The sequence below is a fragment of the Kribbella sp. NPDC050470 genome, assembly GCF_044458365.1.
Classification (GTDB): Bacteria; Actinomycetota; Actinomycetes; order Propionibacteriales; family Kribbellaceae; genus Kribbella.
In genome coordinates this window covers 57,482-71,913 of the sequence record NZ_JBITHV010000014.1, presented here as the reverse complement: position 1 = coordinate 71,913, position 14,432 = coordinate 57,482, and the positions used below count along the sequence as shown (strand labels likewise).

15 protein-coding genes are annotated in these 14,432 nt (G+C 69.3%); 7 read left to right on the top strand and 8 right to left on the bottom strand.

Annotated elements, in window-relative coordinates; genetic code table 11:
• Window positions 1-156: 156 nt before the first annotated feature.
• The 4 genes from ACIBGM_RS37520 to ACIBGM_RS37505 all read right to left on the bottom strand — a co-directional run bounded on the left by ACIBGM_RS37520 (window position 157) and on the right by ACIBGM_RS37505 (window position 4,766).
• Entirely contained in the window at window positions 157-2,793 is a 2,637-nt protein-coding gene (locus ACIBGM_RS37520) for an FtsX-like permease family protein (RefSeq protein ID WP_396388248.1), read from the bottom strand.
• Window positions 2,793-3,509 (bottom strand): ABC transporter ATP-binding protein, encoded by a 717-nt coding sequence (locus ACIBGM_RS37515; protein WP_396388247.1) that lies wholly within the window; start codon window positions 3,507-3,509, stop codon window positions 2,793-2,795. The genes ACIBGM_RS37520 and ACIBGM_RS37515 overlap by 1 nt, the downstream gene beginning before the upstream one ends.
• Window positions 3,506-4,078, bottom strand: a complete 573-nt coding sequence (locus tag ACIBGM_RS37510) for a PadR family transcriptional regulator (RefSeq protein WP_396388246.1) — start codon at window positions 4,076-4,078, stop codon at window positions 3,506-3,508. Before ACIBGM_RS37510 ends, ACIBGM_RS37515 begins: the two co-directional genes overlap by 4 nt.
• 115 nt (window positions 4,079-4,193) lie before the next feature.
• Complete coding sequence (locus ACIBGM_RS37505) at window positions 4,194-4,766, bottom strand: TetR/AcrR family transcriptional regulator (RefSeq protein WP_360522651.1); 573 nt, start codon at window positions 4,764-4,766, stop codon at window positions 4,194-4,196.
• A 73-nt stretch (window positions 4,767-4,839) separates the two neighbouring features.
• Here ACIBGM_RS37505 and ACIBGM_RS37500 point away from each other — a divergent pair, with 73 nt between their 5' ends.
• Complete coding sequence (locus ACIBGM_RS37500) at window positions 4,840-5,262, top strand: VOC family protein (protein ID WP_360522648.1); 423 nt, start codon at window positions 4,840-4,842, stop codon at window positions 5,260-5,262.
• Here the strand turns inward: ACIBGM_RS37500 and ACIBGM_RS37495 are convergent.
• The 3 genes from ACIBGM_RS37495 to ACIBGM_RS37485 are packed head-to-tail and all read right to left on the bottom strand — an operon-like array spanning window position 5,251 to window position 7,620.
• On the bottom strand, window positions 5,251-6,228 hold the full coding sequence (locus ACIBGM_RS37495; protein ID WP_360522645.1) for an NAD(P)H-quinone oxidoreductase: 978 nt from the start codon (window positions 6,226-6,228) through the stop codon (window positions 5,251-5,253). The two genes, ACIBGM_RS37500 and ACIBGM_RS37495, sit on opposite strands and share 12 nt — an antisense overlap.
• A 17-nt stretch (window positions 6,229-6,245) precedes the next feature.
• Window positions 6,246-7,091, bottom strand: coding sequence for an aminoglycoside phosphotransferase family protein (locus tag ACIBGM_RS37490; RefSeq protein WP_360522642.1), 846 nt, complete (start codon window positions 7,089-7,091; stop codon window positions 6,246-6,248).
• Window positions 7,081-7,620, bottom strand: coding sequence for an NTP transferase domain-containing protein (locus tag ACIBGM_RS37485; protein WP_360522639.1), 540 nt, complete (start codon window positions 7,618-7,620; stop codon window positions 7,081-7,083). The genes ACIBGM_RS37490 and ACIBGM_RS37485 overlap by 11 nt, the downstream gene beginning before the upstream one ends.
• Before the next feature lie 44 nt (window positions 7,621-7,664).
• Here ACIBGM_RS37485 and ACIBGM_RS37480 point away from each other — a divergent pair, with 44 nt between their 5' ends.
• From ACIBGM_RS37480 to ACIBGM_RS37460, 5 genes are all read left to right on the top strand, one after another.
• Complete coding sequence (locus ACIBGM_RS37480) at window positions 7,665-8,456, top strand: carbon-nitrogen hydrolase family protein (protein ID WP_360522636.1); 792 nt, start codon at window positions 7,665-7,667, stop codon at window positions 8,454-8,456.
• 46 nt (window positions 8,457-8,502) lie between these two features.
• A complete protein-coding gene (cobC, locus tag ACIBGM_RS37475) occupies window positions 8,503-9,552 on the top strand; it encodes an Rv2231c family pyridoxal phosphate-dependent protein CobC (protein WP_360522633.1) in 1,050 nt (349 codons plus the stop codon).
• Between the two features lie 101 nt (window positions 9,553-9,653).
• A complete protein-coding gene (locus tag ACIBGM_RS37470; RefSeq protein WP_396388244.1) occupies window positions 9,654-10,175 on the top strand; it encodes a BatC protein in 522 nt (173 codons plus the stop codon).
• Window positions 10,172-11,419, top strand: coding sequence for a JmjC domain-containing protein (locus ACIBGM_RS37465; RefSeq protein ID WP_360522627.1), 1,248 nt, complete (start codon window positions 10,172-10,174; stop codon window positions 11,417-11,419). The genes ACIBGM_RS37470 and ACIBGM_RS37465 overlap by 4 nt, the downstream gene beginning before the upstream one ends.
• 362 nt (window positions 11,420-11,781) lie before the next feature.
• Window positions 11,782-12,381, top strand: coding sequence for a sucrase ferredoxin (locus ACIBGM_RS37460; protein WP_360522624.1), 600 nt, complete (start codon window positions 11,782-11,784; stop codon window positions 12,379-12,381).
• A 65-nt stretch (window positions 12,382-12,446) separates the two neighbouring features.
• On the opposite strand, the gene ACIBGM_RS37455 is transcribed toward ACIBGM_RS37460, so the two are convergent.
• The gene (locus ACIBGM_RS37455; RefSeq protein WP_360522621.1) at window positions 12,447-13,016 is read right to left on the bottom strand and encodes a gamma carbonic anhydrase family protein; all 570 of its coding nucleotides are present in this window, start codon (window positions 13,014-13,016) and stop codon (window positions 12,447-12,449) included.
• Window positions 13,017-13,438: 422 nt separating this feature from the next.
• Between ACIBGM_RS37455 and ACIBGM_RS37450 the strand changes: the two genes are divergently transcribed.
• Window positions 13,439-14,353, top strand: coding sequence for a phosphotransferase (locus ACIBGM_RS37450; RefSeq protein ID WP_396388243.1), 915 nt, complete (start codon window positions 13,439-13,441; stop codon window positions 14,351-14,353).
• Window positions 14,354-14,432 lie beyond the last annotated feature (79 nt).

The following is a 14,432-nucleotide window of genomic DNA, read 5'->3' as shown; positions in this document are numbered from 1 at the left end:
TCCATGACAGCCAGACGCGAAGCCCACCGCCATCGCTGGACGGTGGCGTCCTCCCATCAAGTCAGCGAAGGCCTGGTCGTCTACCAGCGGTGTGCCTGCGGCCAGTGGAGAGTCACGAGCACACCGCCGTACCCGGTCGCCTACCCCGAGCTCGCGCTAGTCGATGCGGCTGACCATCGGTAGCCGCGACCGCGTCAGCAGCCAGGCGAGCAGCCCGGCAAACAGCGGTACGGCGACCACGATGCCGCCGATCTCCAGCCACGGCACCACGAAGTGCGGTGATCCGAAGGCCGCGTGCGCTGTGTAGCCGTACAACGCGCCGACACCGACACCCAGCACACACCCGAGTTGTCCCAGCACCCACGCCTGTGCGGCCGCCAGGTTCCTGCGCCGGCGCGGTTGCGCACCGATCGCGGCGAGCGTCGCGAGGTCGGCCCGGCCTTCGGCGGCAGACAGCGACACCGAGATCGCCACGCCGAGCAGCGTGACCACGGTCGCCGCCGTCAGGATGCCGATCAGGAACTTGCGTGCGGGACTCTGGTACCCCTGCTCGATGGTCAGCAGGTCGTCGCGTCCGAGCAGCCGATGCGCCGCGGCCAGCTCGTCGTCGGTCGGCGTACGGCTCAGCTCGTACTCGACGCTGATCGTGTTGATGGTGCCGAGTTTGGCGGCCGCATCCGGGCTGATCAGCGCGTTGGCCCGCAGCAGCCGAATCGCGGGTACGCCGCCGGCGTAGACAGCCGGGTGGCGGGCGACCCGCTTGCTGCTGGTCGGGGTGTCGCTGATCAGCTCGACGGTGTCCTTGGTGGTCAGGTCGGACCTGGGCAGCAGGATCCGGCCCGCACGCAGCTCTGCGGCCGCGCGCTCGAGGCCGGCGAACTTCGCGACGTACGCCGGATCGACCACGAGCAGACTGAATCCGGCCTCGCCGACGGCCGTCTCCGGCGCGCGGGCGATGATCGTCGGCACGTACTCGCCGATCGGCTTGACCCCCGGTGCGGTGACGGTGCCGACGCGGAAGGTCTGCTCGGTCGGCAGCAGCGACGCGATCCGCTGCTCGGTGGCGGTCGAGTAGGGCACCGAACCAGATCCCCCGGTGTCGAACTGGACCGTCGCGTTACCCGACCGTCCCTCCGGCGTGTAGTCCTTCGTCTCCGCGGCGATCGCGTTCGATGCGGCGAAGGCGACCGCCGCCGTACTGGCGACGGCCATCATGATCGCCGCGGTGGCCGGTCCGGTGCGGTGGCGGTGCCGGGCTGCGTCGCGCAGCGCCAACCGGCCGCTCAACGGCAGGCGGCCGGCGAGGCCCGCGAGCTTGCCGACCAGGTTGGGGAGCATCCAGACCAACCCTGCGATGACCGCTGTGATCCCCAGTAAAACAAGGGCAATCGGGCCGGTTGGCGTCACCGTCGCCTGGTAGTCGGCATCCGACGGCAACGTCCGCCTCGCCTCGGCGAGCGCCGACGCGAGCATCGTGCTGCCTATCAGCACCGATGCGACACCCGCGATCACCATCACCACAGCAGGCTTGCGGATCTCCGCCGTACCGACGGTCGCGGCGAACCGTCCGGCCAACGCGGCCAGCGGAGCCTGCCGGCCAGCGGTCACCGCCGGGACGACGGCAGCGGCAAGACCGGCGAGCACGCCGAGCAGCGCGATCACGATCACGCTGACCCACGGGATCTGCCAGGAGAGGAACAGCGTCGAGTTCATCCGTTCCCACCAAGGCTTCCCGGCGACCAGTACGACGGCCGCCAGCAGCACGCCCGCGGTCACTCCGACCACACCGGCGAACAGGCCTTGCAGCAGGACGATCCGCCGTACGTCGCGCGCCGTACCGCCGGTCGCCATCACCAGGCCGAGCTCGCGGGTCTGCCGCCGGGCGCCGACCGCGAACGCGGTCCCGGCGAGCAGCACGATCTCCAACACGCCGAGTCCGATCGCCAGCGCCATCGCGGCGTACGGGCCGATGTCGCCCGATCCGCCGCCATACATCTCCGGCGGCGGGTTCAAGATATTTGCCCGCGGCAACAGGAACAGGCCGGTGTTGCGGAGCGGTGCGGCCAGGCTGGTTGCGTCGACCGCGTCGGGAAGGTCGACCAGGTACTGGACGGAAGACGTCGGGTCGACCGTGATCAACGGCGTGCCGGGCGTCGCCAGAACAGTCCGCGCGTGCGGCCGGTTCGTCGGCCGAACGATCCCGACGACCTGGTACGACGCTCCTTCCGCGCTACGCACCGTCGCACCGTCGAGTTCGCTGATGCCGAGGTATTTCGCCAGCGACGGCGAGATCGCGACCTCCGACGGCGACGCGGGGAGACGCCCTTCGTCGAGCCGGGTCAGGTCCCTCGCGAGCGGGCTGCTCGCATCACCGGTCACGACGCTGACCGCGCTGGTCGTCGACGGTCCCTGGATGTCGACGGTGCCGGCCTCGACGAGCATCCGCGCCAGCACGCTGCCGACTGGCAGCAACGGCCGCGGGTCGAAGGTCGCCGGCACCCGGACCGGCTTCTCGGCGCCCTCGGCGGGCGCCGGTTCCGACGACCCGAGCACGTGCGGCATGTCCATCGGCGCGAACCGGCCGTACTGCGAGACGGTGACGCTCGCGTCCGCCTGGCCGATGCTCAGCCTGGCCAGCGCCTCCCCAGACGGAGAGCTGGTCTTCAGCACGACTCCCATCCAGGTCGCGGCGAGAACCGGCAGGCCGATCAGTGCAGCGACCAGGAACGTCCGGCCCAACGATCTCCTGGTGGTGCGCCGGGCGATCCGGAGCGGCGGCCCCCAGCCTCCCATCAGCGGCTCTCCTGCAGCAGGGCGTCGGCCTCAGGGAGGGGACCGGACTGGCCTACCAGGACACCATCGCGCAGGTAGACGACGCGATCGGCCCAGGCAGCGTGCCTGGCGTCGTGGGTGACGAGCACACCGGCGATGCCGTGCTGGTCGCAGCGGTCCCGCAGCAGCTGGAGAACCGCTTCGCCGGTGTCGGAATCGAGAGCGCCGGTGGGTTCGTCGGCGAGGAGGAGGCGGCGCTCGCCGACGATTGCGCGGGCGATCGCGACTCGTTGCCGCTGGCCACCAGACATGTCCTCGGGGAATCGGTCGGCGAGATCACCGATGGCCACCTCCGTCAGGGCTTCTTCGGCGTACTTGCGGGCAACCCGGGTCCGGGCGCCGTCCAGCTCGAGCGGCAGCGCGACGTTCTCGGCCGCGGTCAAGGCCGGGATCAGGTTGAAGTCCTGGAAGACGTAGCCGATCCTGCGCCGGCGCAAAGCAGCCACCGCGTTCGGGCTCAGCGTGGTGAGACTGTTGCCGTCGACAAGTACTTCTCCTGCGGTCGGACGGTCGAGTCCACCGGCACACGTGAGCAGGGTGGACTTGCCCGAGCCCGACGGGCCCATGACAGCGACGAGCTCACCGGGTTCGACCGACAGGTCGACGTTTCGCAGCGCGTGCACGGCCTGCTCGCCTTGCCAGTGGGTCCTGGTCAGGTTGCGGATGTCGAGGATCATCGCTTCGCCTCCTGCTCCGGCGCTGGTACGGCGGCCTTCGAACCTGTGGACGGTTTGCCGCGGTGGCGTAAGAGCATGGCTTCGCAGTGATCGAGCCAGCGGATCTCTGCCTCGGCCGCGAAGATCATCGACTCCAGGACGAGCTGCCAGGAGATCTCGCTGTCCCGGCTGCCGCGCTTCAGCTTGGTCAGCTCCTGCAGCGACTGCATGGCCGCCATCCGCTGCCGCTGGACGACGGCGCTCACGTCGACACCCGGTACGGCGAGGGCCAGCGCGAGCTTGATCGCCAGCTCGTCGCGCGGCCGGGACTCGCGGGTGACCGGGGTGTCGAACCAGCCGGCCAGCTCGGCCCGGCCGGCCGCGGTGATCTCGTACATCGACCGGCCGTCACCCTCCGACGACGCGGCCCGGACCAGTCCGTCCCGCTCCAGGCGGGTGAGCGTGGTGTAGACCTGCCCGATGTTCAGCGGCCAGGTGGCGCCGGTCGCGGCCTCGAACTCACCGCGCAACTGGTAGCCGTACTTCGGATCCTGACGCAGCAGGGCCAGCAGTCCATGCTTGATCGACATGGATACTGAGTATGCATACCGAGTATGCGCAGGTCAACGCTTGCCCATCGAGCACGAGGGTAGCCCCCTCGGAATTTCGGTGGGCAACCCCCGAACTGCGTGGGCAGCCAGGGGGTTAGTCGGCGCCGACGAGGCGTCGGACGAGGCGGTCGGTGGTTGCGTCGACGTCGTATGGGCGGCCGGTGCCGGGGGTGAGTTGGTCCAGGACCAGGCCGTCGATCGCGAAGTGCAGCAGGCGGATCTCCTCGGCGCCGCCGGGGAGGCCGGCGTTGGAGTTGAAGGCGACGTCGGCGTCGAAGCCCTGCCGGAGGGTCCGGGACAGGATTTCGTGCAGGCCGGGCCGGCGGGCGGCCTCGAGCCGGAGCTCCAGCAGGGCCAGGGAAAGCTCGGGCCGGCCGAGCAGCCGCTCGACGATGTAGCGGACGTAGTCGACCATCAGGTCGATCCCCGGCTCGCGCTTGGCCAACGGTTCGAGCACGGCCTCGTCGGGCGCGAGTCGCTCGAAGATGCGCTCGCCGAGCGCGCCGAGGAGCGCGTCGCGGGTGCGGAAGTAGTTGGACGCCGTACCGGCGGGGAGTCCGGCTGCTGCGTCGACGGCGCGGTGCGTCAGGCCGCGGGCGCCGGCGTCCGCGAGGACGGCGAGGCCGGCGTCGGCGAGTTGGGTACGGCGTTCGGGGTTCCTCGGCATGTTGACAAGGCTAGCAGAGTTCCACTACAACTGTCGTACACAACAACGACAGCTGTAGTAGTCAGGAGAACGTATGCAACCCGCGGCATTCGGCGCGACCGTGGTCACCGACCGACCGGCGGAGGTCGCCGCCTTCTACCAGCAGCACTTCGACCTGCAGATCGCTATCGACCTCGGCTGGTTCGTGACGGTCCGTCGCGGCGAGGCGGACTGGGAGCTCGCGATCTGTCAGCGCGGGCACGAGACCGTGCCGGCCGCCGTCAACAAGCTGACCGAGAGCACGAACCTGTTCGGCTTCGTCGTCGAGGACGCCGACAAGGTCGCCCAGTCCTTGACCGAGGCGGGCGTGAAGCTCGAGACCGAGGTGGTCACCGAGGTGTTCGGGCAGCGGCACTTCTTCGTCCGCGACCCCGAGGGCACCTGGATCGACGTCATCCAGCTGGTCGCGCCGGACCCGGACTGGCTGGCCGCCAACCTGCCGGCCTCAGAGGGTTAGCAGAACCTTGCCGATCTGGGTGGACTGCTCGAGGGTCTCGTGGGCGCGGGCGACCTGGTCGAGGGGGAAGGTGGTGTGGACGATCGGCCGCACCTTCTTCTCCGCGACCAGCGGCCAGACGTGGCCGACCACCTCGGCGAGGATCCGGCCCTTGTCCTCGACCGAGCGGGCGCGCAGCCCGGTGCCGGTGATCGAGCCGCGGCGGGACATCAGCCGGCCGAGGTCGAGCTCGCCCTTCACGCCGCCCTGCAAGCCGATCACGACCAGCCGGCCGTCGTACGCGAGGGACTTCACGTTGTCGGCCAGGTACTTCGCGCCGATGATGTCGAGGATGACGTCCGCTCCGGCCTTGCCGGTCGCCTCGTTCACCACCGACGCCCACTCGGCTTCCTTGTAGTTGATCGCGACCTCGGCGCCGAGCCGGGTGCAGAACTCCATCTTGTCCGTGCTGCCGACCGTGCACAGCACGCGGGCTCCGTGCGCGACCGCTAGCTGGATCGCCATCGTCCCGATCCCGGACGCGCCACCATGGACGAGCAGCGTCTCGCCCGCCTTCAGGTGCGCGGTCATGAACACGTTCGACCACACCGTCGCGACCACCTCGGGCAGCGCGGCCGCGCTGACCAGGTCGAGCCCGTCCGGCACCGGCATCACCTGCGGCGCCGGTACGACGACCTTCTCGGCGTACCCGCCACCGGCGAGCAGCGCGCAGCACTCGTCGCCGACCGACCAGCCCTCGACCTCCGCGCCGACCGCGGAGATGGTGCCGGACACCTCGAGCCCGATCGTCCCGGGTGCGCCCGGCGGTGGTGGGTAGTGGCCCTGCCGCTGGAGCAGGTCGGCCCGGTTCACACCCGCGGCGACCACGTCGATGACGACCTCGTCGACAGCCGGCTTCGGATCCTCGATCTCACCGATCGTCAGAACGTCGATCCCGCCGGCACCCTCACACACGACAGCTCGCATGCAGCACACGGTACCCGCTAGCTCTCGACGATCTCGGCCATGTCTCGCGCGATACCGTCCAGGTGAATCGTGGCGCCTATCGAAGCGAACCAGTCCCATAGCTCAAGCGAATGGTAGAGCCGGTAGAACGTCGTGCGAGCACACCAGTCCGGCGGCAGGTCGCCGTACCCGTCGAGCAGGCCGTCGAGTTTCCCGGTGTCGCCGCGGATGGAATAGGACATGGTCTTGGCGAGGTCCATCAGGGGGTCGGCAGCGATCGCGTTCTCGACGTCGATGAAGCCGGTGATGCGCCAGGTCTCCGGATCCACCAGCACGTTGCCCTCGTGAAAGTCGTTGTGACACAGGGCTGGCGGCGTGCCGGGCAGTACGTCGTGTGCGTCGGCGTACTGCTGGATCTTGTTATGCAGTGTGCGGTCGCCGGTGAATTCTTTGAGTTTGTTGGCGAACTGACGGCGCATGTACTGCGTGTTGTCGGGTAGGGGGTCGATGATCCGGTCGGTCAGGTAGCCGTACGCCGGTTGCTCGATGCGATGGATCGCGGCCAGCAGCCGACCGAGTTGTTCGTACGTCGCTCGCCAGTCGGGCGGATCCGTCTCGGACAGCGGTACGCCGGGCAACTTGGAGAACACGGTGAAGCCGTCCTCGACCTGGAGCACGTGGGGAACTTGGTCGCCAAGGCCGGCGAGCAGTCCGTACACGTGGATCTCCTTGGCTTGTTTCCAGGCCAGGTCGGGGGTGTAGGCCTTGACGATGACCGGGGTGGTGCCTGGGCGTCGCACCTCGAAGACGGTGTTCTGTTGGCCACCGGTTCGCGGGATGATCTCGCTGCCTGGGAAGGCTGTGGCGATGGCTTCAGTCGTCAAGGTCTGACCAGGTGTCGACGTCGCGGGCGCCTCGGGTGGGGGTGGACCAGGTGAGGTCGAGGGGGGCGAGGGTACGGCGTACTGATCTGTTGTGGGGATCGCCGGCCTGGTTGATCGCTTGGGTGAGTTTGGTACGGCGGTACGCCGTGGCGAGGTGTTGTTCGTGGCCGTCCGGGTCCTGCAGGCCGTGGCCGTCGTGGTCGCCGAGGCCGTTGAGCAGGGTGGTGATGTCGTCGTTCGTCAGCCACGGGAGGTCGCAGCTGAGGACGACGACCACCGGAGCGGTGCCGTGGGCCAGGCCGGCTGCGATGCCTGCCAGCGGTCCGCCCGAGGGTGGATCCTCGACGGTCCACGCGACCGGGCGGCACGTCGTGCGCTCCGGGCCGACCACGACGGTCGCAGCTGCATCCGCCGTTGCCGTCAGCACCCGGTCGAGCAGCGTGACGCCGTCGAGCACCAGCATGGCCTTGTCCACTCCACCGAACCGGGTCGAACCACCCCCGGCCAGAATCAGCGCGTCGTACTCCACGCCACGCAGTCTTCCCCATCTGCGCTTTCGGGCACCATGGACTCATGAAGATCGCCGTCGTGCAGACCGCCAGCAGCTACGACAAGGCCGCCAACCGTGAGCTGGTGACCAGAGTCGTCGCCGACGCCGTACGCGAGCAACCGGACCTCGTCGTACTGCCGGAAGCGATCATGTCCGACTTCGCCGTCGAGGGCGGGTCGGTGGCGGAGGCGGCCGAGGCGCTGGACGGCGAGTTCGTCGCCACGCTGCGCAAGAGCGCGGTCGAGCACGGGGTGGCGATCGTGGCGGGCATGTTCGAGCGCAGCTGCGACCAGGACCGCCCGTACAACACCTTGCTGGCTGTCGGCGCGGACGGCTCGCTGCTGGGCGCCTACCGGAAGATCCATCTGTACGACGCCTTCGGCTACAAGGAGTCGGACCAGTTGACACCGGGTGATGTCGCGCCGGTCGTGGTCTCGATCGGCGGGCTGTCGTTCGGGCTGATGACGTGTTACGACCTGCGCTTCCCGGAGTTGTCGCGTGCTCTGGTGGACGCCGGCGCTCAGGTGCTCGTCGTACCGGCGGCCTGGGTTCGCGGGCCGCTGAAGGAGCACCACTGGACCACTCTGCTGACCGCGCGGGCTCTGGAGAACACCTGCTATGTGGCGGCCGCTGCGCAGAACGGGAAGAAGTACTGCGGCCTCAGCCAGGTCATCGACCCACAAGGGGTGGTGGTCGCCTCGGCCGGGGAGGCGGACGGACACGCCTTTGCCTCGGTCTCCGCCGACCGCCTCTCCGAGGTGCGGCACCGGAACCCGTCGCTGCAGAACCGGCGGTACACCGTGCAGCCTCGGTGAGTGGACTCACAGCCCGGGACCGGGTCCGAGCGGTTAGCCTCCTGGGGTGGCCGATGGGTTTGATCTGGAACATCACGGCGATCTCGAGGTCGGCGGTGGGCTGGTCGACCTGGCGGTCAACGTCCGGGTGGGGACGCCGCCGGGCTGGTTGGTCGAGCAGATCGCGGGCAGTCTGAGCGACCTGGCGTCGTACCCGCGGCAGGAGGCGGCGCTGGCAGCGGTCGCCGCGCGGCATCGGGTGACGCCGGATCGGGTGCTGCTGACGGCTGGGGCCGCGGAGGCGTTCGTGCTGGTCGCGCGGGCGTTCCGGCCGCGGCATGCGGTCGTCGTACATCCGCAGTTCACCGAACCGGAGGCGGCGCTGCGGTCGGCCGGGCATCTGGTGGACCGGGTGATCCTGCGGCCGGAGGACGGGTTCGTGCTCGATCCAGGCGCCGTACCCGACGATGCCGACCTCGTTGTCATCGGCAACCCGACCAATCCGACGTCTGTGCTGCATCGGGCCGACGACCTGCGTGAGTTGGCTCGACCCGGTCGGGTCCTGGTGGTCGACGAGGCGTTCATGGACGCCGTACCCGGTGAGCCGGAGTCGCTCGCCGGCGCGTCGATTCCGGGGCTGGTCGTGATCCGCAGCCTGACCAAGACGTGGGGGCTCGCGGGGTTGCGGGTCGGGTACGTGCTGGCCGCGCCGGGGCTGATCGAGCAGTTGGCCGCCGTACAGCCGCACTGGCCGGTGTCCACTCCTGCGCTGGCCGCGGCGATTGCCTGCAGCAACGAGCACGCGGTCGTCGAGGCTGCCCACGCGGCGGCTGACTTGGACCGGGATCGTGCCTATCTGCTGGACGCATTGGGGGATTCCGTCGCGACGTACGGCGTCGCGCGGGGCCCGTTCGTGCTCGTGCAGGTCGAGGGGGCCGACGTACTGCGGAATGCCTTGCGGGAGCGGGGATACGCGGTCCGGCGCGGGGACACGTTCCCCGGACTCGGGACCGACTGGCTGCGGATCGCCGTACGGCCGGAGGAGATCACCGACGCGTTCGTGAAGGTGTGGCACGACCTGTGCGGCCATCGCCGTGGAACCGAGTGGCCGCTGTAACCCGGGCGGGGTTTAGTACGTCTCCCATTTGCGCACAGGATGGTCGCAGAGTGCCTGCTCACGGTCCGGCACTCGCGGCCAACTGCGATGGGAGCAGCACGATGAGTCTGAACAACGACGACATGACGACCTCGTCCGACGGCGAAGAAGGCCTGGCGGACGGCGGCGCGACCGCGGGTGCGACGGACGGCGGGGCCGACGGCGGCGCCGACGAGTACGGGGGCTCGTCCGGCTCTGGCAGCTCTGGCAGTGAAGGGCCCGCGGACGGCGGCGCCAGCCAGGGCACGACCGATGGTGGTGCGGACGGCGGGGCCGGTGGTTACGGGTCCGGTGAGGGGCCTGCGGACGGTGGGGCGACTCCAGGTGGCACCGATGGCGGTGCCGACGGGGGAGCCGGCGGTGAAGGGCCCGCGGACGGTGGCGCCTCGCCCGGTGTCGGCGACGGCGGCGCCGACGGAGGTGCCGACGGAGGTGCCGACGGCGGTGCCGATGGCGGTGCCGATGGCGGTGCCGGGGGCGGCTCGGAAGGACCTGCTGACGGCGGCGCCGACCCGGGTGCGACCGACGGCGGGGCGGACGGTGGCGCCGACGGTGGGGCCAGCGGGAGCTCCGGAAGTTGGTGAGGACGGTGCCGGGGGCCGGGCCGCTGCCGGACGAGCGCCCGGCTCTCCGGCGCTGCGTAGCAGGTGAGCTGGACGAGTTCGCGCGCTCCTACTGGGGGAAGCGCGCGCTGCTGTCACACGGTCCGGACCTGCCGGCGCCGTACGACGATCTGTTCAGCCTGGAGGCCGCGGACGAACTGCTGTCTCGCCGCGGCCTGCGGACGCCGTTCCTGCGGATCGCGAAGAACGGTGCGGTCGTCGGGGACAAGGAGTTCACCGGCTCGGGTGGCGTCGGTGCGGAGATCGCCGACCAGGTGCGCGACGACAAGGTGGCTGCGCTGTTCGCCGACGGGCATACCGTCGTACTGCAGGCGCTGCACCGGACCTGGCCGGCGCTGGTCGACTTCGCGACGCAGCTGACGGTCGACGCGGGTCATCCGGTGCAGATCAACGCGTACATCACTCCTGCCGAGTCGCAGGGGTTTTCGGCGCACTACGACGTACACGACGTCTTCGTGCTGCAGGTGGCGGGCGAGAAGCACTGGACAGTACACGAGCCGGTGCACGTCGATCCGCTGCGCAACCAGCCGTGGACGGACCACTCCGCGGCGGTGGCGGCTGCTGCGCGAGACAAGGCTCCGGTGGTGGACGACGTACTGCGCCCTGGGGATGCGCTGTACGTGCCGCGCGGCTTCCTGCACTCGGCGAAGGCGCTAGGTGGGGTCAGTGCACACCTGACGGTCGGCCTGCACACCATGACTCGCTACCTGCTCGTGCAGGAGCTGGCCGCGCTCGCCGCAGACCAGGCTGCGCTGCGAACTGCGCTACCCCTCGGCTTCGACCCCGCGGACCCTGCTCAGCTCAGCGAGATCTTGCCGGAGGTGGCCGAGTTCTTCAGCAAGCAGATCCAGTCCGCTCGCCCCGAAGAGCTGGCGGCCCGTCTGGGCCGCCGGACCTGGCCCACCAGCCGCCCCGCGCCGCTGCCTCCCCTGGCCCACGCGGCCTCGATCGCCTCACTGGCTGTCGGCGCAACAGTCCACCTTCGCCCCGGCCTACGCTGCCGCGTCATCCCGGGCGACCCGGTAACCCTCCAGCTCCCCGACCGCACCATCACCCTTCCCGCAACCACCCTCGACGCGGTCCAGGCGCTGTGCGACGGGACCGACCACAAGCTCGGCGACCTACCCGGCCTCGACGAACAGGACCAACTGGTCCTCGTACGACGCCTGCTCACGGAGGCAGTCCTCGTCGCGACTAGTGCGTAGATTGGTTGCGACTGGCAATCACCAGGCCGAGGCTTGGTCAGCTCCGAGGTTGTGGCGTGAGGCAGGCAGACGTGGTGGCTGAAAGGTACCGACCAGAGACAGGCTGTGCCGCTCTGGCCGACCAGCGCCGCGACCCCCTGTTCGCCACGGCCCCACCCGCGACCCGCTGGCTCCTCATCGAGTCCCACACCGCTTGGCCCCGCACCGCCCTCACCGCGTTGCGTTCCAACCTCGGAACTGAGGTTGGGCGGCGGTGTGCGGAGCTGGGGTATCGGCCGGTGTTGATTCGGCGGTTCGGGCGGATTGACCGTGGGGTGCCGCGGAAGTGGGGGTTGGTGGATTGCCGGCCCGGGCGGGAGTCGATGCGATGGGGTGAGCTGCCGACGGACGGGCATCTGCTGGACGTGCTTGCCGGCGCGGATCCAGGTGAGGCCAGCGACGAGCCGGCGTACCTGGTGTGCACGCACGGGCGGCACGACGCGTGTTGCGCCGTACGCGGGCGACCGGTGGCGGCCGCGTTGGCGGCTGCTTATCCCGAACGCACCTGGGAGTGCAGCCACATCGGCGGCGACCGGTTCGCCGCGAACGTCGTCGTCCTGCCCCACAGCCTGTTCTACGGGCACGTCTCAGCACCCCGCGCCGTCGAGCTCGCCAAGCATCACGACGAGGGTCGCGTCGTACCTGACCTCCTCCGCGGATCAGGCGCGTTCATGCCTCCCGTCCAAGCCGCCCAGCACTACGCCCGAGCTGCCGGCCACTCGCTCGCCGTAGACGCACTCCTCCCGCAAGCCGTCCGCCAACTCCACCCCGACCACTGGCAAGTCGACCTGACCACCGGCACCACGCACGTCAGCGTCCAGCTCTCAGCGCACCTCGACACCGTCGACGCCCGCCTGACCTGCGCAGGCCGCACGCCATCCCAAGTCCGCCGCTTCGAACTGCACAGCCTCACCACCAGCTGACGTCCGGTAGACAGCCCCAGCGACCAGCGCCGGCTGTGGGAGCGCCGCCGCGAGATCTGATGCGTCTACTCGGGATCGGGTAGCTGACGGTCGTCAACGTGGGCGCCGAAGAACTCCGATTGGCGCGCCATGATCTCGCGCATGGGTGTGCCGCGGGGGACGCCGTACACCGTCCCGGGGAAGTCCAGGTCGCGCTGCACCTGCCAGAGCTCCTCGTGCCGGTCGGGCGAGAAGAGCGTGGCCGGGTCGCCGGCTGCGATCCATCCGATCGGGAGGACCGTGCCGGGTTCCAGGCGCGAGTTCACGTGCAGCACGCTGTTGATCCGGAGTTCCGCGCCCGCGCCGGCGACCGAACCGGGGAACAACGCGGCGCCCGTGGCGATGAAGACCTCGTCCTCGACCGTGGCGCCGTTCACGTGTGCATGGGGACCTACCAGGACCGCGTCGCCGAGCAGGGCGGGATGGTCGGCCCGGCCGCGCACCAGGGCGTTCTCCATCACCACACTGTTCGCACCGAGACGGACCTCGCCGTTCTCCGCCGTCAGCACGGCACCATGCAGGACGCGACTGCCTTCAGCCAGTACGACGGCGCCGCAGAGCACTGCCGATGGTGCGACGTAAGCGGATTCGGGCACGACCGGTCGTCGGCCGCGGTGTTCGAGCAGCATTGCGTGCTGTCCCTTCGCTGAGCATCACCTCGTCCTCGTCAGCTGTACCCGATTCGGCCTGCGGATCTCCACTGCCCGGGCCCTCACGCACCCGGGCGGCGGCGTCTCGGGCGACCGGTCCACATCGGAGGTGGGAGGTTCGGACGCCGGGACGATCCGGGTTGGAGAACCGCGAACGAGGAAAACATTAGAACAGATGTTCGATCGAACGCAACGAATCCTGACCCGTCAACTGACCCGTCAACCAGTGATGTCTCAGGACATCAGTGACGGTTCTGGGGCATCGGTGACTATGGATGTGTCAGGACTTCGGTTACGTTTCGGCCGTTGAATGCGATTGGCGCTAGCACTCGGAGCAGCAAGATCCAACCGGCTTGGAGAAGCACAGTATGGCTCTGACAAAGGACGGGCATCCGACGCAGGAGCTGCACACGCTGATTGCGTCGGCACTGAGCAAAGAGCCGATTGACTGGCATCGGCCGCACACCGGGCGGTCGGCCGCGTCCTTCGTCGTTGGCTTTGCTGACGGCTCGAGCGCCTTCGTGAAGGCTGCGGTCGATGACCAGGGAGCGAAAGGGCTCCGTACAGAGCATAAGATCGTCTCCAGTGTCGATAGCGACCTGGTCGCTCGGGAGCTGGCCTGGCTCGAGGACGGCGATCGCCCGGTCCTCGTGATGGAGGACCTGCGTGCTGCGCATTGGCCGGCCGACCATGACCCGGTGACGTGGAAGCCCGGTCAGTTCGATCTCCTGTTCGCGGCACTGCGGCGGGTCGGTGAGCTGCCCCCGCCGGCATCCCTTCCGTCAGCCCGGGACGGATTCCGGCCGCAGTGGCCGTTGATCGAGCGCGAGGCGGATGACTTCCTGGCGCTCGGCCTGTGCAGCGAGGCCTGGTTCAGCGCTGCGCTGGATGGACTGGTGGAAGCGGAGGGCAACGTCCCGGTCGAGGGTGATGCGCTGGTGCACAACGACGTCCGGAGCGACAATCTGTGTTTCGTCGGTCGACGCGTGGTGCTGGTGGACTGGGCCCAGGCCATTCGTGGGAATCCGCAGCAGGACCTCGCTTCGGCACTCGCTACGTTGCCACTCGAAGGCGGCCCGGATCCGTTCGACGTACTACCTGAAGGAGGGCCTTGGGCGGCCCACATCGCCGGTCAGTGCGCTCGCCGGGCCGCTCATGAGACGCAGGCTCCGCAGTGGCTCCGCAGGGTCTTTCAACGTATCGCCGTGATCTGCCTCAGCTGGGCATCCCGCTCGCTCGACCTGCCACCTTGGACCGGAGCCCGCTGGAGCGAGATCCGCTGACTACGGCAGCTGATCACACGCCGATCAACAAGGTCACTCACAGGCACGCCCGCGGGTGCGCCGCTGACCCGTCAACCGC